This is a genomic window from Mycoplana sp. MJR14 (assembly GCF_029210525.1).
Lineage (GTDB): Bacteria > Pseudomonadota > Alphaproteobacteria > Rhizobiales > Rhizobiaceae > Mycoplana.
In genome coordinates, this window is the sequence record NZ_JARGEO010000001.1 from 562,080 (window position 1) to 587,874 (window position 25,795).

The window sequence follows — 25,795 nt, forward strand, 5'->3', positions numbered from 1 at the left end:
ACAACCACTCCTGAGGAGAGCTACAATGTCTCGCACTCTTGCCGCCCTGCTTTTCGCATCCGCCAGCATCTTTGTTACAACCCCCGCAAGCATGGTGTTCGCCGAAACGCCGGCGATTTCCCAGCAGGCATCTGCAACGGTTCACTATCGCTCCGTGAAAATCGACGGCGTCAACGTGTTCTATCGCGAAGCCGGTCCGGCCGACGGCGCCGTCGTCGTCCTGCTTCACGGCTTCCCGACATCGTCGCACATGTTCCGCAACCTGATCCCGCTGCTCGCTGACCGCTACCGCGTCATCGCTCCTGACTATCCGGGCTTCGGTCAGAGCGATGCGCCCGATCACACCAAGTTCGAGTATTCCTTCGGCCACTATGCCGATATCATCGATACGCTGCTGACCAAGCTCGGTGCTACCAAATATTCGATGTATCTCATGGATTATGGCGCACCCGTTGGCTACCGGCTGGCGCTCAAGCATCCGGATCGCATCACCGGAATGATCGTCCAGAACGGCAATGCTTATGACGAAGGCATCCGGGATTTCTGGAACCCGATCCGCGCCTACTGGAAATCAGGGGCAACCAAGGACCGGGAAGCGCTCTCGGTGCTCGTTGCACCGGAGACAACCAAGTTTCAATATACCGATGGCGTCAAGGATCTGACGCGCATCAGCCCCGATAACTGGGTCCACGACCAGGCACTGCTCGACCGGCCAGGGAACAAGGATATCCAGCTCGATCTGTTCTACGATTACCGCACCAACCTGCCGCTCTATCCGCAGTTCCAGGCATTCTTCCGCGACCGTAAGCCGCCGACGCTGATCGTCTGGGGCAAGAACGACAAGATCTTCCCGGAAGAGGGCGCGCATCCCTATCTTCGCGATCTTCCCGAAGCAGAGTTCCATCTCCTTGATACAGGCCACTTTGCGCTTGAAGACAAGCTAGACGAGATGGCTCCGCTGATCAGGAGCTTCCTGGATCGCAAGATTGCAAAGTGAAAACGGAGTGAGGCTCCCGCACCGGCTGAGAACAGTTCGGGAAGCCTCCTCCACAAGCCTCTCTTCATGGGCAGCCATTTGTTCTATACGCTTGCCGCATCTCTCCTCCCGCGGCAGGCGTTTTGGTTTGCCTTGAGATGGAAATATTGGTCATCATTACCGTCGGCTCTGGTTTGGCGATCGCAGGGACAGGTCGTCGGTTCAGATCCCATCAAGCGCGCTGGGACCGACTAAAATGCGGGTGGCGCCACCACGATGCGGTGCTTGTTGGGTATACGTCTGCCGCAGGACAGAGCAGGTAGCGGGCGTGAGACAACCAACAGAGTTTTGAAAGTAACTTCTCAAAGTCGACCGTCGTTGTATTCGATCAGATCCCAGAGATTGCCATAAAGGTCCTTGAACACGGCCACGACGCCGTAATCTGCTTGTGCCGGCTCGCGCACAAATTGAACGCCCTTCGCGGTGAATGCGCGATAGTCCCGCCAAAAATCGTCGGTTCTTAGGAACAGGAAGACGCGGCCGCCTGCCTGGTTGCCGAGCCACTGCGTCTGATGAACGTTCGATGCGCGAGCGAGCAAGATCGAGCATCCCTGGGCTCCAGCCGGTCGAACGACCACCCAGCGTTTGTCCTGCGCCGGCTGATACGTGTCTTCGACAAGATCAAAGCCAAGCTTCCCTACGAAGAAGGCGATTGCCTCGTCGTATTCTCGAACGAGTAAAGCGACATGCGTGAGGGACTGGGACATGAGGTTCTGGTAATAAGTGGAAGTGGCACTTCTCCGCCGGCGCTTATCTCCGCTGGGTGTCATCGCATTCCTGCCTCTGCAACGCCTTTCGGAAGGAATACGAGACACACGAGCCCAAGAGTAGCTGACAGGAAGCTCGCCAAGGCGAGCGGCCACCACCCCGAGTTAAGGAAGGGTGCAGCAGCGGCAGTGCCTGCCGCTGTAAATCCCAGGATACTCGCCACGACCAGCGCGGCGCCTCGCGAGTGATCGCCCTTCGACGCGATGATCGCTTGATGGAAGCCGATCGGACCTCGGATGCCGAAGCCAGCATTCGTGATCACCCAGACAGGTATGATGACGCCAAGGCTCCTCCCACCAAATCCGACGTAGGCCAGGATCAGCGCGAAACCCGCGAACAGGCCTGTCGTTCCGATGAAGATCATGCGCTCCACTCCGAACCTGCCGGCCAGCTTACTCGAGAGATTGGAGGCGAGGATGAAGTTCGCAATCCCACAAACCTGCAAGAGAATGAAATCCCCGATGTTGCCGCCCATAACCTCAGTCATGATTACGGGGGCGCCGAAGACGAAGACGAGGATCGCCGCTAGCGAGAAGGCCTGGCTTAAGGCGTGCCGGAGAAAGGCCGCCTCGCGCATGATAGACGCGTAGGTGCGATGGCTCTCTAGGGCTTCTGCCCGATCCGGAAGCAGGTGTCCGTACGCGATGCTGGCGGCGGCACAGAGGGTCGCCAAAATGGCGAGGACGACAAAGGACATCTCCCACCCGCCAGCTTCGAGCAGGAAAACGCCTGCTATGGGGGCGAGCGCCGGAGTGAGGGATTCAATCGAGCCCAGTCGCCCGAACATGCCGGCTGCCTTCTCGCCAGTGAAAAGGCCCTGGATGAAGCCCGGCGCGAAGACTGCCGGACCGGAGCCGAACGCGCCCTGGGCGAACCGAAGCGCAACGAGCCACTCCAAGGACTGCACCATCACCGATGTGATCGACGTGATTGCAAACAGCGCCAGCGACCAGATTAGGAGTTTGCGAGCCGAATACCTTGCGCCGAGTTCGCCAAAGGTCAGCAACCCGACAAGCGTCCCCGCCGCATAGGCGGCAAGCACCATCTGAGCGAGGGCTGGGGTTCCGCCGAGCTCCCGCGGCATTATCGGGACGGCTGGTAGAACGAGGTCGGTCCCGGCGATGCCAAGTATCGTGCCGCAGGCGACGAGAGTGAACATGAAGGCGGGAGATGCAGATCGGGTCATGGCCGCAGATACCATTCGGGCATGATCAAAACCATCACGCCACGTTTATAACGGTCTTCAAATTCGTTGATGGATGCAGACGATAGGGCCCGCCCAGTGCCCCAACGTTCGATGCCCTGGGCGTCAATCGTCTTAGACGACGTCCTTGGCGCATGACATCCTGGCGTCCTGTCGGCCGTGAACTAGGCCGACAAGACGTTTCTCGGCCAGCAAGGTGCCATCAGGCCTTTGCCGCCACCGGAAGACGAAACGGCGCCCCGAGGCGATTGAACGCGTTCATCGCAGCGATCGTAATCGTCAGATCGACGAGATCCTTCGGTTCGAAAGCGGCGGCAGCGGCGGCATAGGCCTCGTCGGAGGCATGGGTCTGGCTGACATTCGTGACTTCTTCAGCCCAGGCCAGTGCTGCTCGCTCCTGCTCGCCGAACAGGTGAGGCACCTCGTCCCACACCGGAACAAGCGTGATCTTATCGACGGACATCGTCTTGCGCAGATCGCGACTATGCATGTCGATGCAATGGGCGCAGCCGTTGATCTGCGACACGCGCAGGAAGACGAGATGAACCAGCTCTTCAGGCAGGTTCGTCTTCTTGGTGACGTAGTGATGGACGCCGAAGAGCGCCTTGGCACCCTCGGGGGCGACTTCGGACCAGTTCATGCGGGACATATCGTTTTCCTTTCTCGTGGACACGGTCCTCCGTTCGCCGGAGAAACCGTCGTTGCTTGTGCAGTAGGGGAGGGTGTAGGTCTGGTAGGTAGCGCTACGGCTTGCGCGGTGTCGTCAGGGCGGTGTCATCGGTATCGACGACGAAGACGGCGAGCAGTTTCGCCGGCTCGGTCTTGCTGGCGTTAGCGCTGACGTCGTGGCGGTCGCCCGGCAGCTCGGTGAAGTTTTGACCGGCGATGAAGGTCTTCGTCTCGCCACCGTTCACGGCGCTTTGGATGGCGCCTTCGAGAACCGTCGCGTAGATCAGCGCGGACTTCGCATGCGTATGGGCTGAACTATAACCGCCGGGTCCGTACTCCACGAGCACGCCCTTGACGCTCTTGCCGGGAACGTCCGGAAGAGGATGCTCGTAGACCAGAGTCACCTTGGCGTCTTTCGTGTCGTATGCGAGTCCCGGCTTTGCGACGTCGTGAGCGGAAGCCGTAATCAGCGAGGCAGAGAGTGCCGCGGCGGCATAGAGGATTGTCTTCATAATCGTTCTCCTTGTGCTGTGGGAGCTCACGCCCGAAGCCATTCGGCTAGCGTGATCGCGCCCTTGATGTAGTCTCCGCCGGGAACCAGTGAGCCGGTGACAACGGGGGCGCCGAAGTAGTCGACAGCCGCGTCGGCGTTGACCGGACGAGCGTCGCTCTTGGCATCGAGATAGGTCCGGATGAAGGATTCGAACGGTCCCCGTTCAGGCCCGGCAAGATCAACGGATCCGTTCTTCGGCTCGCTGAGCGCGGCTTCCACCAAAGCAGCGGCGACGTCGTCGGCCGCGATCGACTGGAAGTCGATATCCGGCACTTTCACCGCGCCGTCGGCCGAGTAGGCGTCCACCAGCGTCTCCATGAACTCGTGGAACTGTGTCGCACGCACGATGGTGTAGGCCTGGCCCGATGCTGCGACGGCCTCTTCTTGGGCGAGTTTGCCGGCCATGTATGGGTTAGCGGCGAGGCGTTCCGCGTTGACGATCGAGAGGACGACGTGATGACGCACGCCCGCGGCCCGTTCGGCGCTCGTCAGGTTCCGGCTCGACGTGCCGAAGAAGTCGTTGATGACGGCCTTGTCGAAGGACAGCATGTTCGACACGTCGATGACGGCGTCAGCGCCCACGAGGGCTTCGGCTAGTCCTTCGCCCGTGTAGGCGTTGATGCCGTTGCGGGAGCTTGCGACGACGGCTTCGTGACCGGCGTCCTGCAGCAGTTTCACTGCCTTCGAGCCGATCAGGCCCGTGCCGCCGATAACGACGACCTTCTTCATCTTGGTCATGGTGCTTTCTCCTATGACGAGGCGCGATTGCCCGTCCTGCGTTCGTGGAGTTCGAGGAAGGCGCATCCGCGGGCGGCGATACCGCCGTCGTCGTCTGCACCAAGGTTCGCCAGAAGGTCTGCGACGGACACCTTGGCGAGTTCTGCGCGATAGGCCTTCTCGGCCTTCAGCATCGCGGCGTTAATCTGGCAGGGCTTTGTAAAGTAGCGCTGCGGCAGAGGGTTCGGCCCCCGCTGGCGGATCTCGGCGCACCGGAAGGCGGGCGCCGGACCTTCAACCGCGAGGACGATGTCCAGGAGACTGATGTCCTTCGGCGTCTTGGCCAGACGGTAGCCACCTTTCGGTCCAGGCGTCGTCACGACGATCCCGGCGCCGGAAAGCGCCTGCAGGTGCTTAAGGAGGTAGCTCGTCGAAACGCCGTGGAGTTCGGCCAGTGCTGCTGCAGACAGTACGCCGTCGTCCGAAAGGCCCGCCAGGAAAGCCGTGCAGTGAATGGCTTGCTCCACGCCTTCGCTTAGTTTCATGTTGCATCTCCTAATCGTGGATATAAAATATCTATGATTAGGCTGATGTCAATCCCCGATCACGTCGTGTGCTCACAATTCATAAAATGAGATCACAAAACGGGTTTTGGGTGCGGGTGCCTCGCCATAGTCAGGATGCTCGTATTTCCCATCTGCTGACGGGATATTCATACTGCGCCAAGAAGGATGAGGCAGGCGCGATGCCTCTGTTGCAAATATTTCAGACGGCAGCGAAGAAGCTTTCTCGGGTGCGATCATACGGGTTTGGCATCGAAGTTCTGTTCGAGCATTGCCGCCACCTCGGGTAGCGTTTGGACCAGCCCCTAAGGCCCGTTGAACGATTTAAGCCCCTCCACGAATGCGCCGATTATGCCGTAGCAATCGGTACGGAGAACACTGCGAGGCCGAGCGCGGCCTGCGGGGCGAAGATCAGAAAAAAGGGGCGCAGACGCCCCCTTTTGTTTTTCGATCGGCCGCAAACGGCCGTGGCATGGGTCATCCACGCCGGATTCGGATCAGCCCTCGATAAAAGCCAGTAGATCCTCATTCAGCACGTCGGCGTTGACGGTAAGCATGCCGTGCGAGAAGCCCGGATAGGTCTTGATCTGTCCGTTCGCCAGAAGCTTGATCGACTTCCTGGCAGCATCGGCAATCGGCACGATCTGGTCGTCTTCGCCATGCAGGACAAGCGTCGGCACAGCGATCGCCTTCAGGTCTTCCGTCTGGTCGGTCTCGGAGAAGGCTTTGATGCCATCGTAATGGGCTTTTGCGCCGCCCATCATGCCCTGGCGCCACCAGTTCTGGATCACGCCTTCCTGCACCTTGGCGCCGTCACGGTTGAAGCCGTAGAACGGGCCGGCCGGAACTTCGCGGAAGAACTGTGCGCGGTTGGCGGCAAGCGCTGAACGGAAGCCATCGAAGACTTCGATCGGCAGGCCTTCAGGATTGGCGGCGGTCTTGACCATCAGCGGTGGGACCGCGGAGACGAGGACAGCCTTGGCAACACGGCCGGCCTTCTGGCCGAACTTTGCGACATAGCGGGCAACTTCACCGCCGCCGGTGGAATGGCCGATATGGATGGCATTCTTCAGGTCGAGTGCCTCGACGACGGCGAATGCGTCGGCTGCGTAGTGATCCATGTCGTGACCGTCGGCGACCTGGGCAGAGCGGCCATGGCCACGCCGGTCGTGAGCGACGACGCGATATCCCTTGGAGAGGAAGAACAGCATCTGTGCGTCCCAGTCGTCCGACGACAGCGGCCAGCCGTGGTGGAAGACGATCGGCTGTGCGTCCTTCGGACCCCAGTCCTTGTAAAAGATTTCAGTGCCGTCCTTGGTTGTTACAAAGCCCATGTCGATATCTCCTTGTGATGAACTGTTTGTGGAAGAGTTGTGTGAGAAGGCAAGCGCTGGAATGCTCACGCTGGCAAGTGCGATGCCTCCGATCAGTACGCTGCGTCTCGACACGAAAAACCGATCTGTATCGGATGCCATTGCATTTCTCCTGTCGCGGTGTGTTTAAGAATTCGTATTTGACAAAGAGAAAGTATCGCCATCTTCTGGCATAAGCACGTGGCGGAAATGACTTTATCCGAGGCAAAAGTGGCAAAACGCAAAGAAGCTGAGTTCACAGAGGTGGGGCTGCTGCTCTACCCAGACTGCCAATTAGCTGCTGTCTACGGATTGACCGATCTGTTCCGCGTCGCCAGCGACTGGTCGACGGATCTGCAGGTGCCGACAGGCCTTCGCAATATCCGCGTCAGCTATTGGAAGATGGAGGACGGTGATGTGTCGTGCACATGGGATACACACCCTGGAATCCCTCACGCTCTGAGCTACGTTATCGCGCCACCGAGCATCATTATGCCGGAGAAAATGCAGAGCATGAGCCCTGCGTCGCAATGGCTCGCACACCAGCACGCGCTCGGTGTCACCGTCTGTTCGATCTGTGCCGGAGCATTTGTCCTTGCCGAGACCGGACTCATCGACGGCCGGCGCGCTACCACCCACTGGGCTTTCGCCAAAAGACTTTCCGAACAGTTTCCCAATATCGACGTCTCACCGGACAATATGATTATCGACGATGGTGACGTGATCACCGCGGGCGGCATTCTCGCCTGGGCGGATCTCGGCCTGCTGCTTGTCGAGAAGCTGCTCGGACAGGCTGTGATGCTGGAAACGGCTCGCTTTCTTGTCGTCGATCCGCCGCGTCGCAGTCAGAGCCCATACAAGGCCTTTCTCCCGCAGTTCGACCACGGCGATAAAGAGGTCGTGCAGATTCAGCAACAGTTCCACGCGAGACCAGAGCTACAGAAATCGATTGGCGAGTTGGCGGAGAGCGTGCATCTTTCAGAGAGGACGCTCCAGCGACGATTCTACCGTGCGACGCGGCTTAAGCTAACCGAATATCTGCAGAACGTGCGCATCATGAAGGCGCGGCAATTGCTTGAGACGACAAACGCGTCGGTCGAGAGCATCGCATATACAGTCGGTTATACAGATCCAGCCGCATTTCGGAAGATATTTGGCCGGCTGACGGGCGCCAAGCCAAACGTCTACCGCGGCGATGCGCGATTCTAATCATCGGCAAATTGATGCCTTTCCAGGTGATCGACGGGCCGCCAGTTTCTTAATGGCAGCTCGCGCCGTGCGCGGGCACCGGCGCGAATGGACCACGACGGAGCGCGGCGCGTAGAAGCCGAAATCGTTGAGCGACGAATAAGAAACGAGAGTTAAGTGTCTTCTGAGGCCGCCAGTCTTAAGACAAGCGCGATCGAATGTAACGGTCGAGGGTTCGGCTCTCATCAAGGCGAAGACGCTGATCGGCCATGGCGTCCGCAGCACCGGCGGCTTGCGCCCGACAACGGGTAACCCGATGTTTAACGCGCTTTCCCTTATGCTCCCAAACCAGCTCATGCCTTTCGCACTCGCAGTTGAGCCAGGGCCAAGAGAGCCAGTGCGGTACAAGTCACTCAAGCTCGTGTGGCCGGCGGACCTGCAGTCAGCAGCTGTCCCTTCATTGCCAAACGAATTGTTGCCATCGCAATGATCAGCACGACTAGATTGGCAGAGATAAAGAGCACAGGTGCGATAACGATGGTAGCGCCGTGATCGCCTTTGACAGCCAGCAGCATGCTGGCGGCGGCCAGCGCCGTCGACCCAAAGGTGAAGGCCCAGAACGATGGTGAGAAACCTTCTTCCATAATCCACGGTAGCATCCGCACGAGTAAGATCGCCTGCAGCATCGCATAGCCGAGCAACGCGTGCGCGAAGATGTCTGGAAGACCGCCGCCGACGGAAAGGTAGGCAACAGCGCCAACGGCTGGAGGTGCTAGTTGGATCCCCAGTGTGGCACGAACACTGGCTGGCATCATTGGTCCAGAATAAAGGCGATGGAGTAGGACCGATTCGATTGCGAGCCACGAGAACAGGGCGGCGCCGAAGGCTAGCTGACCCCAATCTGGTGCACCAAACATGGCTGCCGTGGTTCCCGTCACGAAACCTCCCGCGACCGCCGGCAAGTAGAGCACTGGCGTTGTTGCTCCGATATCCCTTTCGCCTCTCAACAAGAGCCCGGTGCGCCAGACAGCGAACGCTAAGGTATAGGTCGCACCTAAAGCAAATAGGCTGGTGGCGAATGCTTTTGAATAAGGTAGCATCCCTTGCGCGACGAGCATGGTGGCAACCCCGCCAAGACCTATGAAACAGCATTGGACTGGATGCGCCGCCTCAGCTTTGGCCATGGCCGGTCGAAGAACCCATTTTGCCAAATAGAGGATGGAGACCAATAGCCAGGTGGCGGCTGCTGCGAATGTTAAGAGCTCACCGATCAACTCCGGCAGACCCCACAGGTTGTGCGCAAGCCGCCATGTATTGGCAAGGCCCGCTAATCCGAGAACCATGCCAAAGAAAGATGCAGGGATTAGCGGCAATTTGCTAGGCTCCATCACGATTTTCTACCCTCTTCTACGCTTTGGGGACATCAGCTTGGTTACATGCATCTGCCCAAGCATATCGACTTAATCTCTAGCCTCCCGACCGTTCACGTGAGGCTGCGAGCGCTAAGGATCCGTGTATGTTTGCAGGTAAGTTCAGTTGCTGAGCGATCTAGGTCAATTCGGCGCGACGCTTGCCCTAGCCACCAGAACCACACGGTCATGACGTAGACTAGTCCAGTGGCGAAAGCAGGTGTGACGTCGTCTTCGTGTTGGACTGCCTGACGCGGATACTGAGTGTCGCCAACATTCGCTCGAGTTTCGCCCTCAACCAGGTCAGAAACACAACGGCGCTGCCGACAGGACACCTGCGGTAGCGCCGTTGTCTGACAATAGTGGCCGTGGCCTGCGGATTAACTTCCATTCCGCTTCCAGATCTTGTCGAGAGCCAAGGCTACCAGTTCCATCACTGCGGCAGCCGCACCGACCATCCAGACATCACCCACCGCGATGATCCCCGCGCCGATTGCGCTGCCGATGGAAAAGCCGAGATACATGGTGGACGTGTTGAGGGAGAGCGCGACCGAGGCCTGGCCCTGGCCGCCCGCAACGATCAGACGGGCCATCTGGGCGGGAAAGAAGGACCAGACGCTGAAGCCCCATCCGGCGACGGCGAGAAGTGCCAGAGAGACGGCAGCCCCCGGCAATGCTGTGGCTACCGCCAAAGCTGCGAAAGAGAGGGCGAGCACGACAAGCGAGATGCTTGCGACCTTGAGCGATCCGAAGCGATCGTTCAATGCGCCGCCGGTGAAAACGCCGAGTGCCGCGAATATGCCCCAGAGCGTGACGGTTGCCGCAATGCCCCTGTCGGCGAAGCCCAGCGTCTGGGAGAGATAAGGGGCGATATAGGGATAGGCCGTGTAGGCGCCCATCGACCAGAACAGTGTCACCGAGAGGAGTTTCAGAACGGGAGCCTGGCGGATGACGCCGATACGGTCAGCAATGCTTACGATGGCCATATGCGCACCGGCATTGCGTCCAACGCCTGTCAGGATGCCGATAATCGCAATGGCTCCCATGGCGGCAACCATAAGAAATGTCGAGCGCCAGCCGAATGCATGGCCAATGATCGAACCGAGTGGCAGGCCGAGCGCAATCGCAATGGTCATGCCGCCGCTGACGATGGCAAGCGCACGCCCCCGTTTTTCTGTCGGTACAATCATGCCGGCAAGAGCATTGGCGTTCGGCGCATAGAGACCGGCGGCGACAGCCATCAGGATACGGGCACACATCAGCGTGCCGAACCCGGGCGCGAAGGCCGCAATCAGATTGCCGACTGTGAATATCGTCATGGCAAGCAGCAACGTGTCCCGCCGGCGCAGCCCGCCGGTAATGACCGTTGCGATAGGAGAGCTGAGCGCCAGCACGAGGGTAAAGACAACGACAAGCATGGCCGTCGCGGAAAGGCTCATGCCCAGATCGGCAGCGATGGTCGGCAACAAGGGAGCTATCATAAAACCCTCGGTACCGATTGCGAAAGTACCGAGTGCCAGGACCCATGCCGGCAGCATGGATGGCTCGGGCTGCCCCAAATGCTCGCCCTTCAAGGGAATGGCGGTTTTCAGATCATGTTTCTGCAGCATGGTAACCTCCTGCCGAATGCCCGGCTGCCCGTTCGGCAACCGGGTCTCGGCCCGTCCTGTCAGACGGGGATCGGGTTAGCGGCGAGTGACTCGTTGAAGGCGTTGAAGAGCGCGTGTTCTCCGCTGCCCGGGTTGTCGCGGATGGCCTTGATCTCCTCGACATAGATTTCTTCGGATTCCGTTCCGAGGCCCTTCATGGTTTTTTCGATGAAGATGTCGAGCGGCATGGCGCGCGGATCACCGCTCTTCTTGACGAGGTCCGTATCAACCCACGGCGGTGCGATTTCCTGGACGCTGACATTGGTGCCGCGTAACTGGAAGCGCTGCGACAGGGCATAGGAATGCAGCGCTGCCTTTGTGGCGGAATAGACTGCGGTGGAGGCGAGTGGCAGATAGGCCAGAACCGACGTATTGTGGATGATCGTGGCTTTCGGCTGAGCCTTGAGGTGGTCGATAAGAGCCGAAGTCAGGCGGATCGGACCAAGCAGGTTCGTGTCGACAATCCGACGTGACTGAGCGTCATCGATCTTTGCGCCAGCATCATCAAAGGGCATGATGCCCGCATTGTTGACGAGGACATTGAGCGTCGGGTAGTCGCGGATCAGTAGAGTAGCGACGCGATCGATATCGGCCGGATCGGCAATGTCGAGCTCGATGCCTTCCATGCCCGGATTGGCGGCGGTTACCTGATCGAGCAACGCCTTGCGGCGGCCGGCGATGATGACCTTGTTGCCAAGGCGATGGAAGGATTCCGCCAATGCGCGGCCGATGCCGGATGTGCCGCCAGTGATAAAGATCGTGTTGTTTTCGAGTTGCATGGGTCTCTCCTTTGAACCGAGCGGCTGAAGGCCGCGCTTCGATGGAGAGATCTTGCATCAAGTCATCTATGTCTGAAATGACGCATAAACGTCAATTCAGGACATTACGCTGATCGACTGCTCGGCGTCTCCATGGCAATCGTCTCGCGCGGATCCATCCCGCGTGGTTTGCCATAGAGACTGATATTGGCGTCACCCCAATATTTAAGGGCGAGCAGGATCGGTTCCATGCTGCGGCCGAGCTCTGACAGCTTGTACTCTACCTTTGGCGGCACCTGAGCATAGACTTTGCGTTCGATCAGGCCGTCGTCCTCAAGCTCGCGCAACTGGTTGGTTAACATGCGGGGGGTCACGTTGACGATGTGTTTGCGCAGTTCGTTGAACCGCAGTGTCCCTGAAAGCAGGTGAAAGAGCACGACCGATTTCCATTTTCCGTCAATGAGGCCAACGGCAGCCTCAACCGAGCAACCGGGAGAACAATCGAGGCGCGAATGGCGAACTTTGGCCATAACAGTATCCTTTTTGATACTACGTGTGTGATTTGTGCGTATTGCGTGCTTTCGATAATAGCCCATTTTAGCTCCATATCAATCGACACGGCAGTCGATCATCAAAGGAGCACATCATGAAGGCCATCGGTTATAAGGCACCGGGAGCTATCGAGCGCGAAGACGCATTGCAGGACATCGAGCTTCCCCGGCCGGTTCCGGCAAACCGGGACCTTCTCGTTGAGGTGAAGGCCATTTCGGTCAATCCGGTCGACACGAAGGTCCGCAAGGGCGCAAGTCCGGAAGCTGGACAGTGGAAGGTGCTTGGCTGGGATGCTGCCGGCACTGTCGTGGAGACCGGACCCGCAGCGAAGGATTTCAAGATCGGCGACGAGGTATTCTATGCCGGCTCTTTGATCCGCCCCGGAGCCAACAGCCAATTGCACCTGGTCGATGAACGAATTGTCGGCTTAAAGCCGAAATCGGTTTCCGATGCTCAGGCCGCGGCCCTACCGTTGACGGCCATCACGGCCTGGGAAATGCTGTTCGACCGGCTGGATGTCCGCAAAAGCGTGCCGGGTGCGGCGAACGCCATCCTAATCATCGGCGGTGCTGGTGGGGTTGGCTCGATTGCCATCCAACTCGCGCGCGCGCTGACAGACCTGACCGTCATTGCGACAGCCTCGCGGCCTGAAACGCAGGACTGGGTGAAGACGCTTGGCGCCCATCATGTGATCGATCATTCCAAGCCGATCGCCGAGCAGGTGGCAGCTCTGGGCATTGGCGCCCCCGCCTTTGTATTCTCGACAACCGAAACCCATCGCCATCTCAAAGAAATCATCGAGCTCATCGCGCCGCAGGGCCGGTTCGGGCTGATCGATGATCCGGAAAGCCTCGACGTGCTTGGCTTCAAGCGCAAGGCTGTTTCCACTCATTGGGAGCTGATGTTCACACGCTCGATCTTCGAGACCGCCGATATGGCCGAACAGGGCAAGCTGCTGAACGAGGTGTCTCGTCTGATCGATGCTGGCAGTATCCGCACGACCGTGACCGAAGTCTTGTCGCCCATCAATGCCGCAAATCTGCGCAAGGCGCATGCCGCCATCGAAAGTGGGCGAACAAAGGGCAAGGTGGTGCTCGAAGGGTTTTCCGACTGAGGCAGCCGGATCTTGAGGCGGTGATCGCTCACAGTCGTTCACCGCCTGAGCTACTTGCAGTGACTTTCAACGAAAAAGGATGACCGTCATGAGTGCTCAGCCCTCTGACCAAATTGAACTTATTGCGCTTTTGCGCGCGAAGCCGGACAAAAGCGTAGCCTTGTTCAGTGCACTGGCTGCCATCGTGCCTGACGTCCGCAAGGAAGATGGATGCCTACGATACGATCTTCACGTCGATCGCGACAATCCGGAAATGGCGGTCATGATCGAGAGCTGGCGGGATGAGGCCGCTCTCGCTGCCCACGCCGCCGGCGCGCCGTTTCAATCGCTGGCCTTGCGTCTGGATGAGCTGCTTGCCGAACCTCTGCGCTTGCAACGCCTCCAGCATCTAGCCTGACAGCGCAAATTCACACCTAAAGGGGAAGGAAAAGGTTTATGACTTTGCTCAAAGATCAACGCGTCCTGGTGATCGGCGGCAGCTCCGGTATCGGACTTGCGGTCGCCGAAGCCGCAGTCGCCGCAGGCGCGCATGTCACCATTGCCTCTCGCTCACAAGATAAACTGCTCGCCGCCATTGAGAAGCTGGGACCTGGGACCGATAGCGCGGTATTGGATACCACGGATGAGCCGTCGCTTCAGAGCTTCTTCGTGTCACGGAAGGCTTTCGACCACGTCGTGGTCTCAGCGGCACAGACGCCGACTGGTCCACTGCGCAAGCTAGCTCTTACCGATGCCCAGGCGGCAATGGAGAGCAAGTTCTGGGGCGCCTATCGGGTTGCGCGTGCGGCCCGCATCGCGGAGCGGGGCTCGCTGACATTGATCTCCGGCTATCTGAGCGAACGGCCATCCGCGTCCTCGGTTCTGCAAGGAGCGATCAATGCAGCGCTTGAAGGTCTGGCGCGTGGTCTTGCGCTCGAATTTTCGCCGGTGCGTGTCAACACCGTGTCACCCGGACTGATCGATACGCCGCTGTGGTCGAAGATGGCCGACGATGCCAAGGCGGCGATGTTCTCTCGCGTGTCGGAAAACCTGCCGGCAAAGACCATCGGCAAGCCTGAGCACATCGCCAACGCGGTGCTGTTTCTCATGACCACGCCATTCGCCACCGGGTCGAACGTGCGGGTTGATGGCGGCGGTGCGATCGCCTGAGCGTGGTCGGATATTGTAGAGGCGAAGCAAAGATAGGGAAGATCACCATGTCTGATCAAAGCACTGCAACGTCCGCCCGTTTCGACATCCTGGCGATCATGAATGAGTTTCCGCAAACAGCGGACACGTTGCTGGTGGATACGTATTTGCGCGATACGCCTGCAGCAAGCTCGCGGGTGTTTCGCGTCTACAAGGGGACGCCGCCGCATTACCATCGGGGCAGCGATGAGTATCTTTACGTCCTGTCCGGGCGGGGCACCTTCTGGATGGAAGACCCTGCAACGGAGGCCGAGTTCCAGCCCGGACAACTCCTCTTCTTCGAAAAGGGCACGGTTCATGCGCTGCCAACTATCCTTGAGGAGCCGGTCGTGTTCCTTTCCGTCGATACGCCCCGCCGCGATCCGAAAGACATTGTCTTCGTGAACAGTGCGAACGGATCGCCCGAAACCTTTATTGCCTCAAAGCGCGGTTGAGCGGCGCTTTCCGTTCGCAGTCTAATTTAAGGGAATGTGACCCGTCGTCCGAACCTGGTTTATCACCGGCGTCAGCAGCGGCTTTGGTCGCGAGATGGCCGAGCCGCCAGCCGCTCGGGGATCCGATCAAAGTAGTTCAGGCCATGATTGCGTCGGTTGATCAATCGCCGGCGCCCCGTCGGCTGGTGCTCGCAGTGATGCCTATGGCGCGATCACATGGGCGCTCAACGAACGGCTGGCCGAGGTGGAGCTGCAGAGGATAGCGCCGCCGCCGCGGATATCGTTTAACGGAGGGAGGGGAGGGGAATGCCGGTGACGACCATTCCCCTCCATGGCGCCCATCAAGCCGTCTGGCAGTGCGCCGAGTATCTGCCTGCCGGTCGGGCACTGGACAAATGTGGAAGCATGGCTGCCCGGGCAGCTTCCCATTTGTCCCATTCAGCTGCATCCATGAGGGAAGGAATGGTGGCGAATTCGCCGCGATCAAGGCCGACGAGCGCAGCGTCGACGAGATCCGCAGGCGACATCACCCATTCGCTCGGCAGGTTGCTTGCCGGCAGTCCGGCAATGTCCCAGAACTCGGTTCCCGTTGCGCCGGGAAGCACGACCTGAACAGTGACCCCTGTCTCGTGCAGTTCCTTGCGAAGCGAATGACTGAAGGCCAGCAGGAAGGACTTGGTGCCGCCATAGACGCCGTTCAAGATTTCTGGTCCGATCGCCACAATGGAAGAGATGTTGATAATGGTACCCTTGCCGCGCTGCCTGAAGAGCGGGACGATGGCATAGGTCAGACGCATCGGCGCCGTGACATTGATGGCCACCATGGCCTGCATATCGGAAATGTCGGCAGTCGCCAAAGGCGCGGCACTGCCAAAACCTGCATTGTTGACCAGATGCGTGATGGTTTCGTCCTGTGCAATAACCGTTTCCACCGCAGCCAGGCCGTCTTCCGTGCCGAGATCCGCGGCAAGTGTCCTGACCGATACGCTATAACGCTCCGCCAATGCGGCGGCGACATCCTTCAAGCGGGCGAGATTGCGCGCCACCAGAATGAGATGATGGCCGCGCCGGGCAAAGCGGTCGGCATAGACGGCGCCGATCCCGGATGATGCACCTGTTATCAGAACGGTGCCGTGTGTGTTGCTCATTGTTCGCTCCTTTGATGATGGATTGGAACGTCCAATCCGTGTTTCGACGGAGGGACATTAGCCGTAGACAATGATGTCTGAAATGACATACAAACGGCAAAACAGGACAAGGATACGAGCATGCGGCACATTGGCTTCATCATGGAGAATGGGTTTCAGGTGATGGGCATGGCGGCGTTAAGCGCTTTTGAATTCGCCAACGAGACCCTCGGCGCGGAGGCGTACCGGCTGACCGTCATGTCCGAAAACGGTGGTTCAATTCGATCCTCGCTTGGCATCGGTATTGAGACACAGCCGCTCGCAGACTTTCCCGACACGCTGATGGTCGTCGGCGAATTGCTTCCGAAGCCTGTCTCTGCGGTATTGAGGGATTACATCGCTCGTGCGGGGCGAGAAAGCCGACGGGTGGCTGGCGTCTGCACCGGCGCATTTCTGCTGGCCGAGGCCGGCCTTCTGGATGGAAAAAGCGCCACCACCCACTGGGCTCACGCGCGCAGCCTGCAGGAACGGTTCCCCAACATCCATGTCGATGACGACCGCATCTTCATCCAGGATGGTTCGATCTGGACGTCGGCAGGCATGAGTTCCGCCATCGATCTGACGCTGGCACTGATCGAAGATGATCATGGGGCCGAGCTCTCGCGATCCATTGCGCGCAAACTGGTGGTGTATCATCGACGGCCAGGAGGGCAGTCGCAGTTTTCGGCGCTACTGGAGTTGGAGCCGCGCTCGGACCGGGTGCGACGTGCGCTTGTCTATGCCAAGGAGCATCTGCGAAATCCGTTGACGGTGGAGGAACTCGCGGAAGCCGCAAGCCTCAGCCCACGCCAGTTCAGTCGCCTTTTTCGGGAGGAGACGGGGCAATCGCCGGCAAAGGCCGTAGAGCGCCTGCGGCTGGAGGCGGCAAAAGTGATGCTTGAAGACGGCCGTCATCCCCTCGACATCGTCGCCCGCGATACAGGCTTTGCGGACCGCGATCGGATGCGTCGAGCATTCTTACGCTTTTTCGGCCAGCCGCCGCAGGGCCTGCGCCGCAGCCTGAAGCTGATAGAGGGCGTCGAAGACCCTGATCTGGTGCATTGATGTGCGCGTCCTGAAATGACGTTTCTATGTCATTTAAGACGCGATCGACCGGATCTATCTTCTTTCATCAGAAGACCTCACGGCGGGTGATGAAAGGAAAACCTCATGTTCTCTTCCAAATACAATGGCGGAATCGAGACCAGCCATGGCCGGCTCGCCATCCGCCTCGACGGACCGCAAGGAGGCATCCCGCTCCTTCTCCTGCAGCGCTTTCGGGGCACCATGGATGATTGGGATCCGGCTTTCATTGCAGCGATTGCCAGGGATCGCCGCATCATTCGCTTCGACAGCGCCGGCGTTGGACGATCGAACGGCACCGTGCCGGCGACCATCGGCGGGATGGCGGCCATCGCTGCCGACGTCGTGGCAGTGCTCGGGTTGTCTCAGGTTGATGTCCTCGGCTGGTCGTTGGGTGGAGCGGTTGGCCTGGAGTTTGCACTGAACTTCCCGCATCTGGTCCGCCGGCTGATCGTCGCGGGCTCAAGTCCCGGACCCGTTGCAGACGGTCCGCAGCAACATCCACGCGTGCCGCACGTCATGACGAAGAGCAAGAATGACGAGGACGACTTTCTTTTCCTGTTCTATCCGTCAAGCGAATGCGCCACCGCCGCAGGTCGCGCCTCTTTTGCCCGTATCCGGTCGCAGTCTGATTGTGGACCGGCAACGTCACCGCTAGCGCTGATGATGCAGGTGAAGGCGATCTCTTCCTGGCCCGGCATATTGCACCGGGCGAGCGAACTCAGGCTGCCGATACTGGTCGCCAATGGCGCGCATGACCTGATGATCCCGGCCTATCGCTCCTATGTGCTCTCGCAGCAAGCACCCGATGCCAAGCTCATCCTCTATCCGGATTCGGGTCATGCATTCCTGTTCCAGGAAATTGAAAGCTTCTCGCGCGACGTCGAGCAGTTCCTGGAAGGGTGAATTAGCCGAACATGAGTTATTGCTCCGGGGTTATTTCTGGGAGGCCTGAGGCTGCACGTAAAAATTGGTCGACCCACCATCTTCCAGCAAGATTTCGGACGGCGCCTCGGCGGAAAGCCTTAATTGTAGCACGCTGCGATCATCTCTCTCTGGAGCAGTTGACTGGCCGCCGCCAAGGAAGGTTTCCTGCTCGCTTTCTGTCAATTCCGCCCAGAAGCCATCGGTGGCAAGAAGAAACGTGCCACTGGCCTTCTTTTCGGCGAGAACGTCTGGGGCCATGAACTCCCTGGAACGAAAACTCTGGGTGAGAAGGTGCCTCGTGGTGGACCTTGCGATGGCATCGAGAGGCATATCCGCCAGGGCGTTTGCAAGGGTATGCGGCTTGACTTGCCAGTGTACCTGCCCGTCGTGCCTGCCAAGAAGGCAATCTCCGGAATGGAGGACCGTCAAGGAGCCTTTGTCCGTTACGTGAAAGAGGATAATGCTGGCGGAACCTCTCGGAAACGATTTGCGAAGGGCTTGATGAATCTCCCGGAGCTTGGCTTGTATGAGCTCGTGGCCCCATGCATCGTCGGTTCCGGCAAACCAGTCGACGACAGCTTCGACGATTGCCCGTGCATATCCCCCGTTGTTCGAGCCGGTCGTGGCGCCATCAGCCACAATAGCAAGATATTCGCCATGTCTCCCCGCGATCCCCGCATGGTCGCGATTGTCGTCGGTGCGCGTTCCTTTTTGGCTTAACCATCGGGCCTCAATTTTCATTGTGCGGGGCCATCCGCACAGTGGCTTATCGAGACAAACCTGTCCCGAACGATTTCTACACGACCGGCGGGCCCGCGGATATTGCCATCGAGGAAATCGTCGAAGTCAGCTTGATCGAGGAGTGCACGAAACTGTCCGGCGATGAAATTTCGAACGTTGTTGTCTGAAGCCGTGACCTCGGCAAGGAGTTCCTCCCTGCCGTCGACAATAAGGAGGATGTCTTCAGCGTCACGGCTCATGATCAAGTCACCGTTTCCCCTTCCGGCATAGGCTTCGAGCTTCGTCGCAAGAAACATTGGCGGCGTCAGGATCCGGATCGTCAGGTCTTCCGAGAGCTGGTAGTGCTGTGCTGTCTCGATTCCACTCGCATACCATCGATTTCCGAATCCGAGGATAGTCGGATCATCCGGCATGAAGTCGACCGTGAGCTTGCCGAGACGCATGCGGCAGATCACCGCCTCGTCAGCGGCCTCCATAAAACCCCGGTGTCGAAGCTCTTCCTGGAGCTGTGCCCAGGCAGGAAGGCCCGCCAGATCCACGATCAGGTCGATGTCATCTGTGGCACGCACATCCTCGAGCGTGACCGGATCAGTGATGAATAGCGCGGTCGTGCATCCGCCAACGAAGACCAGGCGGGAGCGGAGGTCTTCGCCAAGCGCCGAGGCAACGGCTTTCATCATTTCCAGCAGTTGAGCGCGGATCGCTGTCATTTGCTCATGATCCTTGACTTGAGGTGGTCGGTCGCGAGACCGACTTCCCGCTGGTTCCCAAGCCGGATCGCATCGACCAACGCGAGGTATTCATAGAGTGCGTCGTCCTTCAGGACTGCGTCCGGCACGGTCTTGAAGAGCGGCTCCACCGCCTGCCCCATCTCCCTTCCGTTGGCATAAGGCCAAACGTAGTTGTACGTCCCGCCACTGATCAGGAGTTCCGTGAGCATAGGTGCGGCGAAGGCGGTCGGTATGCCGCGCTGCATCGGCCCAACTTTGGCGGGGAAGACGAACTTTAGTCCGGTGGTAATGAAGCCGAACAGGTTCCTTCGGCTTGGCCGAGGCTCGTTCTTACTGTTGTCTTTTCGCGCGATGCCTGATGCGACACTGCGCTTGATCGACTGCGCTATTTCGGTCTTGCTGATCCCGAGTAGCGCCTCTAGGTTACGAACAGAATAAGGGTCTCCCCCCACGGATTCCGATCGCAACCGATCAATGCCCTTGGTGAGCTCCTGATCTTGCAGGCTTACCAGCTTTAGCAGGACGACGATATCTTGGCTCTTCATAAACACTGTCCTCTGTCCTAGGACTGAGGACAGTTAGCCCGAAGCAGTACGTCCTGTCAATCTGTGGACCCCGCGCCTAGGATTAATGGTCTGTGGCAAAGAGCTCGGTGTGACTCACACCAAGTGAATGGCCGAGGGGGTAGCTGGTGATGATCGAGGACGGGGGCTTCCGTTTCTGAGCTTTTGGGAGGGGCTATCGCAGCAGCCCATCGACGTCGAACTCGTCCCAACCAAGGAGCTTGCTGGCCGCGGCATCAATCTCTCTCTCGACCGTCTTTGGCTTCTTCGCCGCATTCTTGAGCGAACGGGTGAGTTTCGCCCGGTAGGCGGCCTGCCTTCTGTTCTCCGCTCTCGCGGCGATATCCTCTTCACGCCATTCATCGACGGCGCCCCGGTCAAGGAGATCCTCCACCACACGGGGATCGAACACATGGAAGGTGATCTGCCTTGCGCGACCGCTCAGTCGCACCGTGCGTGTTCCGGCGCTCGGAAGACGACCGTCCTTCAGCCAGCGATGCCGTTCGCCCGCGGAGATACCGAGTATGTCCTGGATTTCGCGCGGAATGACCGGCAGGCTTTCGATCCCTTCGAGCGCCCGGGTGACGGCCGCTTTGGTCGAGGCGAACTCCCGCTCGCCTTCTTTCGCCATCCCCAAAACGAGAGCCATGCCGTTCACGTCGAGAGATTTCCGAACGGCCACGGGCAGACTGGCCCGGACTTCCAGAAGTATACCTTTGGCGCGGACGAAGGAGCCGAAAGTGGCGGCGGGCGCCAGTGTCCAGGTCTCCACTAGCGCGGGAGCGATGATGATCTTCTGTTTCGGCATCAAGCGTAGATGGGTTGGGCGTTGCTCGGGATCAACAAGGAAAACGCGGTAGTTCCGACAGGCGTTCAATGCTGGCGCAACAAAAAAGGCCGGGGCGAATTCGCACCGACCTTCTCACGTCGCTCCTCATACCAATGCCAGTACATCCGTGGTCAAAAGCAGAAAGCGACTTCGGCTATCGCGAACATCCCTTGGGACACTCACCAGCGACACCTATGAACGATAGATAGCCACTGATTGTGTTCGTTTCAAGTTCGCAGCATTAACACCAGGGAACTTCGAAGAAGCCACATCGAGGTGTCATCTTGAGATCGCCGTTGGCGTAACTATCTCGAGTCAAATCCTCGACCTGGAGCATCGAGATGGAAGAAGAAACCCTACGCCTCTTCGCAGACGCCGAAATTGAGATCCTGCCGCCGTCGGAGACGCTTTCGGCTGATCCGGCGACGCCCCCATGCGCCTGTTGCGGGCGGCCCGCATCGACCGAGGAAGACTGTTACGGCATTTGCGAAGAATGTCTCTCGCCCTGATTTGGTCGGCGATCCGCACACCGCCGCAGCGATCGCCTGGACGTCGTCACCTTTTCCGTTCTCCTGCAAAGAGCGTCTGCACCTGTCTCGGCGTGATCAAGGCAGACAAGAGACCTCTCAAGGCATCGCCCGGCAAAACTGACCCCTCTTCATCTAAGGTGAATCGGTCATCATCCAGCTCAATCCAAACCGGGGCATGGTCGCTGGTGTGCTCCCATCCACGCGCGAATTTATCGACGCCGCAGGCCTGCAGTCGTTCCCGTAGCGATGGACTGAGCAGGAAATGGTCGATGCGAAGGCCGGCGTCTCTGGCGAAGGCGTTGCGGAAATACTTCCAGAACGTATAGACCCGCTCTTCCGGATGCAGCAGCCTGACGGCGTCCGTCCACCCCATGGCAATCAGCTCGGCATAGGCTGCCCGTACTTCCGGCCGAAACAGGGCATCGTCTCGCCAGCGCTCCGGCTTGTAGACATCGAGATCAGTCGGCATGACGTTGAAATCGCCGACAAGGGCGACCGGCACATCGAGCTCGAACAGTTCCGCCGCATAGGAATGCAGCCGCTCGAACCAGCGGAGTTTGTAGTCGAACTTCGGCCCTGGTGCCGGATTGCCGTTTGGAAGATAAAGGCAGCCGACGATCATGCCATCGATGGCCGCCTCGATATAACGGCTATGGCTGTCGTCGGGATCGCCCGGAAGTCCACGACGTGTCTCACGCGGCTCCTGATCCCGGGCAAGGATTGCCACGCCGTTCCAGCTCTTCTGGCCGTGCCAGATGGCGCCATAGCCGGCGCGCTCGATCTCGCGACGCGGAAACTTGTCGTCCGGCGCCTTCAACTCCTGCAGACAGACGACATCGGGTTGAGCTTCCGCCAGCCACCGCAGCACGACCTCTAGCCGGCCATTGATGCCGTTGACATTATAGGTGGCGAGCTTCACCGGCGTTTCCGTCAGTGCTTGCGATCACCCTTGTCGCCCTGACCGGGCTTCGCAGCATGCTTCGCGTCATGGCGAGCATCGGCGGACAGCGATCGCGAGACGTCGACGCTCTCCTTGAACTTGCCGTCATTGTCTCGGCGGACATAACGCTTGTCGGTTCCAGTATCGATCAGTTCGCGCTTGCTCATGTCAGGACTCCTTCAGGGTTGTTCCAGGAAGAAACGCGCGTGGCCACGAAAAGATGCACCGGAATCAAGCGCCTAGCGCGGACTCGCATAACGGGCGGCGCGCTCCGACTAAGTCCTTGAAAAATGATTCGTTTCGACTCGGAACAATTACATTTTGATTCGCTTGAATCGCTTAGGTTGCGTCAGGAGTTATGCGTCATGGTTGCCCCAAGAGCGAATTGGAAAGGCTTCATCAAATTCGGAGAGGTCGCTTGCCCCGTGGCGCTCTTCACCGCGGCATCATCCTCGGAGCGGATCGCCTTCAACACGCTGAACCGCAAGACGGGCAACCGGGTGAAGCGTGAGTTCGTCGACAGCGAGACCGGGGATCCGGTCGAACGGGACGAACAGATCAAGGGCTACGAGATCGAAAACGGCCAGTACATCATCCTTGAGCCCGAGGAAGTGGCGGCCGCGGTTCCCGACAGCGACAAGACGCTGAAGATCGATGCCTTCATTCCTTGCCACGAGATCGATGACGTCTATTTCGACAAGCCGTACTATCTGGCGCCGGACAAGATGGGGACGGATGCCTTTGTGCTTTTGCGCGACGGCATGAAGAAAGCGAAGGTCGCCGCGATCGCCCGCACAGTTCTCTTCCGCCGTGTGCGTACGGTTCTCATCCGGCCACACGGCAAAGGGCTGATCGCCACCACGCTGAACTTCGATTACGAGGTGCGCTCGTCCGAAGAAGCGTTCGAGGAGCTGCCGGACCTGAAGATCGAAGGCGAGATGCTCGAGCTCGCAGAGCACATCATCGGCACCAAGAAGGGCAGCTTCGATGCGAGCACCTTCGACGATCGCTATGAAGCTGCCGTCGCCGAACTGGTGAAGGCCAAAATTGAGGGCAGGGCGCTACCGAAGAAGAAGGCGCCACCTGCGTCCAAGCCGAGCGATCTTCTCCGGGCGCTCAGAGAGAGCGCCGGCATCGGTGGGAAGAAGGCCGAGCCGAAGCGGACGGCTGCCAATGCTAATAAAGGCGCGTCGCGTCAGAAGGCCGCCAAGCCCGCCGCTGCCAAAACCAAGTCCGCGGCGTCGCAAACCCGCCGCGCCGGTTGATCGGAGGAGACCATGGCCGTTCGTCCCTACTGGAAAGGTTATCTGAAGCTCTCGCTGGTCACCTGCCCGGTGCAGATGATGCCGGCGACCTCGGAGAGCGAGAAGGTTCGTTTCCACACGCTCAATCGCGAGACCCAGAACCGTGTGGTCAGCCACTATGTCGACAGCGTCACCGGCAAGGAGGTCAGAGACGAGGACGAGGTCAAGGGTTACCAGCGTGGCGAGAACGAATACATCATGCTGGAAGACGAAGAGCTGGAGAACGTCGCGCTTGATAGCACGAAGACGATCGACATCTCGACGTTCACGCCGCGTGACAGCGTTGAATGGATCTGGCTCGACACCCCCTATTACCTGTCGCCAAACGATCCCGTCGGGCAGGAGGCCTTCTCCGTCATTCGCGACGCGATGGAAGCGCAGGACATGGTCGGTATTTCTCGGCTGGTAATCTCGCGCCGGGAACGCGCCGTCATGTTGGAGCCTCGTGGCAAGGGTATCGTCCTCTGGACGCTACGATATGGGGATGAAGTGCGTGACGAGGATACCTATTTTGCTGCGATCGACGACGACGAGACAGCGGACAGCGAGATGATGCCCCTGGTACAGCAATTGATCAAGAAGCAGACCCAGCACTGGAACCCGAAGATGGTCATCGATCCGGTGCAGGATCGGCTGCTCGACATCATTGCGGACAAGAAGAAGGCGCTGAAGAAGCCGTCGAGGGCCAAGGCGAAAGCGTCGGCCTCGGCGCCCGCACCGAACAACGTCATCAACATCATGGATGCTTTGAAAAAGTCAGTCGCGGCCGAGACCCGGTCCGGCAAATGAAAAGACCCGCGAAGCCGCTCCTGCAGGACGATAGTCTTTCCGCCAAATCGCAGCCGCGCCGAAAGCGCGACCCGGCACAGCCGAATCTTCCCTTCGATCCGATGCCAGACCGGGTCGAGCCATGCTTGGCCTTGCTGAAGCCGGCTCCACCGGTTGGACCGGATTGGGTCTACGAGATCAAGTGGGATGGCTACCGCCTGGCGATCCACATCGAGCAAAAGGGCGTCCGCATCATCACGCGCGGCGGCCATGACTGGACGCATCGGTTTCCGGTGATCGCAGCAGCTGCCAGAGAGCTCGGCGTCGGAACTGCGATCCTGGATGGGGAAGCTGTCGTCCTGAATAGCGAGGGCCGATCCGATTTCGGAGCGCTGCAGCGCTCGCTCGGCGGACGCGGTGGCAAGCGTGCTTCTGAAGAATCCGTCCTCTTCGCCTTCGACCTCTTATACTTCGATGGGCACGATCTGACGAAGACCGAGCTGTCTGTCCGCCGGCATCTCCTGACCGACCTCCTCGACGGAGCCGTTGGCGCAATACAGCTTTCCGAGGAGGTGCAAGGTGACGGCGCAGAACTCCTCGAGAACGCCCGGTCGCTTGGACTGGAAGGCATTATCGCCAAGCACCGCGACCGTCCGTACCGCTCGGGCAGGACCGGCGACTGGCTGAAGATCAAATGCATTCAGAGTGAAAGCTTCATGATCGTCGGCTACGAACAGTCGGCCACCGCCCGAGGCGGGATCGGCAGCCTGCTACTCGCCGCCCGGCGTGGCCACGACTGGATCTATGTCGGCGAAGTCGGCACGGGCTTCAAGGAAAAGGACGCAGCCTACCTGAAGAAGACGCTCGACAAGCTGAAGACGAGGACGCCGGTCGTGCCGCTCAAGGGCAAGAATTACGTCTTCGCGCAACCGACGCTGATCGCCGAGATCGAATTCCGTGGCTGGACCGACGACGGCAATCTGCGACACGCATCCTATAAAGGGCTGCGTGAGATCCAGGACAATGCTGCAGTTTACGAGCTCGACTGAGCTGATGTTG

29 protein-coding genes and 1 pseudogene are annotated in these 25,795 nt (G+C 59.2%); 12 read left to right on the forward strand and 18 right to left on the reverse strand.

All coding sequences use genetic code 11. The features are described from left to right. Positions 1–25 precede the first annotated feature (25 nt). Positions 26–997, forward strand: a complete 972-nt coding sequence (locus P0086_RS02760; RefSeq protein ID WP_117195543.1) for an alpha/beta hydrolase — start codon at positions 26–28, stop codon at positions 995–997. 341 nt (positions 998–1,338) lie between these two features. On the opposite strand, the gene P0086_RS02765 is transcribed toward P0086_RS02760, so the two are convergent. The 7 genes from P0086_RS02765 to P0086_RS02795 form a co-directional block, all read right to left on the reverse strand. Next, on the reverse strand, positions 1,339–1,743 hold the full coding sequence (locus P0086_RS02765) for a VOC family protein (protein ID WP_117195542.1): 405 nt from the start codon (positions 1,741–1,743) through the stop codon (positions 1,339–1,341). A gap of 59 nt (positions 1,744–1,802) precedes the next feature. Further along, complete coding sequence (locus P0086_RS02770) at positions 1,803–3,005, reverse strand: MFS transporter (RefSeq protein ID WP_165911964.1); 1,203 nt, start codon at positions 3,003–3,005, stop codon at positions 1,803–1,805. A gap of 205 nt (positions 3,006–3,210) precedes the next feature. Further along, entirely contained in the window at positions 3,211–3,657 is a 447-nt protein-coding gene (locus tag P0086_RS02775) for a carboxymuconolactone decarboxylase family protein (protein WP_117195541.1), read from the reverse strand. 94 nt (positions 3,658–3,751) lie between these two features. Further along, positions 3,752–4,189 carry a cupin domain-containing protein gene (locus P0086_RS02780; RefSeq protein ID WP_117195540.1) on the reverse strand — a complete coding sequence of 146 codons (438 nt, stop codon included), beginning with the start codon at positions 4,187–4,189 and terminating at the stop codon, positions 3,752–3,754. A 26-nt stretch (positions 4,190–4,215) separates the two neighbouring features. Beyond that, complete coding sequence (locus P0086_RS02785) at positions 4,216–4,968, reverse strand: NAD(P)H-binding protein (protein ID WP_117195539.1); 753 nt, start codon at positions 4,966–4,968, stop codon at positions 4,216–4,218. Positions 4,969–4,979: 11 nt separating this feature from the next. Then, positions 4,980–5,492 carry an Rrf2 family transcriptional regulator gene (locus P0086_RS02790; RefSeq protein WP_112435186.1) on the reverse strand — a complete coding sequence of 171 codons (513 nt, stop codon included), beginning with the start codon at positions 5,490–5,492 and terminating at the stop codon, positions 4,980–4,982. Between the two features lie 515 nt (positions 5,493–6,007). After that, entirely contained in the window at positions 6,008–6,844 is an 837-nt protein-coding gene (locus tag P0086_RS02795; protein WP_275782798.1) for an alpha/beta hydrolase, read from the reverse strand. Between the two features lie 228 nt (positions 6,845–7,072). On the opposite strand from P0086_RS02795, the gene P0086_RS02800 reads away from it, so the two are divergent. Then, positions 7,073–8,071, forward strand: coding sequence for a GlxA family transcriptional regulator (locus P0086_RS02800; protein WP_117195537.1), 999 nt, complete (start codon positions 7,073–7,075; stop codon positions 8,069–8,071). A gap of 392 nt (positions 8,072–8,463) precedes the next feature. Here the strand turns inward: P0086_RS02800 and tehA are convergent, their stop codons facing one another. Beyond that, the gene (gene tehA / locus P0086_RS02805; protein WP_117195536.1) at positions 8,464–9,438 is read right to left on the reverse strand and encodes a dicarboxylate transporter/tellurite-resistance protein TehA; all 975 of its coding nucleotides are present in this window, start codon (positions 9,436–9,438) and stop codon (positions 8,464–8,466) included. A 260-nt stretch (positions 9,439–9,698) separates the two neighbouring features. On the opposite strand from tehA, the pseudogene P0086_RS02810 reads away from it, so the two are divergent. Further along, positions 9,699–9,803: pseudogene (locus tag P0086_RS02810) on the forward strand (Lrp/AsnC family transcriptional regulator); the annotation flags it as partial. Between the two features lie 36 nt (positions 9,804–9,839). Here the strand turns inward: P0086_RS02810 and P0086_RS02815 are convergent. The 3 genes from P0086_RS02815 to P0086_RS02825 form a co-directional block, all read right to left on the reverse strand. Then, a complete protein-coding gene (locus P0086_RS02815) occupies positions 9,840–11,069 on the reverse strand; it encodes an MFS transporter (protein WP_117195535.1) in 1,230 nt (409 codons plus the stop codon). Between the two features lie 59 nt (positions 11,070–11,128). Further along, positions 11,129–11,887 carry an SDR family NAD(P)-dependent oxidoreductase gene (locus P0086_RS02820; RefSeq protein WP_117195534.1) on the reverse strand — a complete coding sequence of 253 codons (759 nt, stop codon included), beginning with the start codon at positions 11,885–11,887 and terminating at the stop codon, positions 11,129–11,131. A 104-nt stretch (positions 11,888–11,991) separates the two neighbouring features. Further along, positions 11,992–12,396, reverse strand: coding sequence for a helix-turn-helix domain-containing protein (locus tag P0086_RS02825; protein WP_117195533.1), 405 nt, complete (start codon positions 12,394–12,396; stop codon positions 11,992–11,994). Between the two features lie 116 nt (positions 12,397–12,512). On the opposite strand from P0086_RS02825, the gene P0086_RS02830 reads away from it, so the two are divergent. The 4 genes from P0086_RS02830 to P0086_RS02845 all read left to right on the forward strand — a co-directional run bounded on the left by P0086_RS02830 (position 12,513) and on the right by P0086_RS02845 (position 15,154). After that, positions 12,513–13,532: a zinc-binding alcohol dehydrogenase family protein gene (locus P0086_RS02830; RefSeq protein ID WP_117195532.1), complete on the forward strand. Its 1,020-nt coding sequence runs from the start codon at positions 12,513–12,515 to the stop codon at positions 13,530–13,532. Positions 13,533–13,620: 88 nt separating this feature from the next. Further along, positions 13,621–13,929: an antibiotic biosynthesis monooxygenase gene (locus P0086_RS02835; RefSeq protein WP_117195594.1), complete on the forward strand. Its 309-nt coding sequence runs from the start codon at positions 13,621–13,623 to the stop codon at positions 13,927–13,929. Positions 13,930–13,967: 38 nt separating this feature from the next. Beyond that, a complete protein-coding gene (locus tag P0086_RS02840; protein WP_080823622.1) occupies positions 13,968–14,681 on the forward strand; it encodes an SDR family oxidoreductase in 714 nt (237 codons plus the stop codon). Between the two features lie 47 nt (positions 14,682–14,728). After that, positions 14,729–15,154 (forward strand): cupin domain-containing protein, encoded by a 426-nt coding sequence (locus P0086_RS02845; RefSeq protein ID WP_275782326.1) that lies wholly within the window; start codon positions 14,729–14,731, stop codon positions 15,152–15,154. Between the two features lie 341 nt (positions 15,155–15,495). On the opposite strand, the gene P0086_RS02850 is transcribed toward P0086_RS02845, so the two are convergent. Continuing rightward, positions 15,496–16,302 carry an SDR family oxidoreductase gene (locus P0086_RS02850; protein WP_207609385.1) on the reverse strand — a complete coding sequence of 269 codons (807 nt, stop codon included), beginning with the start codon at positions 16,300–16,302 and terminating at the stop codon, positions 15,496–15,498. Between the two features lie 120 nt (positions 16,303–16,422). Between P0086_RS02850 and P0086_RS02855 the strand changes: the two genes are divergently transcribed. Further along, entirely contained in the window at positions 16,423–17,385 is a 963-nt protein-coding gene (locus P0086_RS02855; protein ID WP_080823616.1) for a GlxA family transcriptional regulator, read from the forward strand. A gap of 105 nt (positions 17,386–17,490) precedes the next feature. Then, positions 17,491–18,309 (forward strand): alpha/beta hydrolase, encoded by an 819-nt coding sequence (locus P0086_RS02860; RefSeq protein WP_117195528.1) that lies wholly within the window; start codon positions 17,491–17,493, stop codon positions 18,307–18,309. 30 nt (positions 18,310–18,339) lie between these two features. On the opposite strand, the gene P0086_RS02865 is transcribed toward P0086_RS02860, so the two are convergent. The 6 genes from P0086_RS02865 to P0086_RS02890 all read right to left on the reverse strand — a co-directional run bounded on the left by P0086_RS02865 (position 18,340) and on the right by P0086_RS02890 (position 22,831). Next, positions 18,340–19,071: a protein phosphatase 2C domain-containing protein gene (locus tag P0086_RS02865; protein WP_117195527.1), complete on the reverse strand. Its 732-nt coding sequence runs from the start codon at positions 19,069–19,071 to the stop codon at positions 18,340–18,342. Then, positions 19,068–19,781 carry a nucleotidyl transferase AbiEii/AbiGii toxin family protein gene (locus P0086_RS02870; protein ID WP_117195526.1) on the reverse strand — a complete coding sequence of 238 codons (714 nt, stop codon included), beginning with the start codon at positions 19,779–19,781 and terminating at the stop codon, positions 19,068–19,070. Before P0086_RS02870 ends, P0086_RS02865 begins: the two co-directional genes overlap by 4 nt. Beyond that, positions 19,778–20,347: a hypothetical protein gene (locus tag P0086_RS02875; RefSeq protein ID WP_117195525.1), complete on the reverse strand. Its 570-nt coding sequence runs from the start codon at positions 20,345–20,347 to the stop codon at positions 19,778–19,780. The genes P0086_RS02870 and P0086_RS02875 overlap by 4 nt, the downstream gene beginning before the upstream one ends. 193 nt (positions 20,348–20,540) lie before the next feature. Continuing rightward, positions 20,541–21,173, reverse strand: coding sequence for a hypothetical protein (locus P0086_RS02880; protein WP_117195524.1), 633 nt, complete (start codon positions 21,171–21,173; stop codon positions 20,541–20,543). Between the two features lie 576 nt (positions 21,174–21,749). After that, positions 21,750–22,643, reverse strand: a complete 894-nt coding sequence (gene xth / locus P0086_RS02885; protein ID WP_246763738.1) for an exodeoxyribonuclease III — start codon at positions 22,641–22,643, stop codon at positions 21,750–21,752. Positions 22,644–22,654: 11 nt separating this feature from the next. Next, entirely contained in the window at positions 22,655–22,831 is a 177-nt protein-coding gene (locus P0086_RS02890) for a hypothetical protein (protein WP_117195523.1), read from the reverse strand. Between the two features lie 198 nt (positions 22,832–23,029). Between P0086_RS02890 and P0086_RS02895 the strand changes: the two genes are divergently transcribed. From P0086_RS02895 to ligD, 3 genes are read left to right on the forward strand one after another with little or no spacing between them, the layout of a single operon-like run. After that, complete coding sequence (locus tag P0086_RS02895) at positions 23,030–23,929, forward strand: Ku protein (RefSeq protein WP_275782803.1); 900 nt, start codon at positions 23,030–23,032, stop codon at positions 23,927–23,929. Positions 23,930–23,941: 12 nt separating this feature from the next. Then, positions 23,942–24,757 carry a Ku protein gene (locus P0086_RS02900; protein WP_207609388.1) on the forward strand — a complete coding sequence of 272 codons (816 nt, stop codon included), beginning with the start codon at positions 23,942–23,944 and terminating at the stop codon, positions 24,755–24,757. Next, entirely contained in the window at positions 24,754–25,785 is a 1,032-nt protein-coding gene (gene ligD / locus P0086_RS02905) for a non-homologous end-joining DNA ligase (protein WP_207609389.1), read from the forward strand. The genes P0086_RS02900 and ligD overlap by 4 nt, the downstream gene beginning before the upstream one ends. The last annotated feature ends 10 nt before the right edge of the window (positions 25,786–25,795 follow it).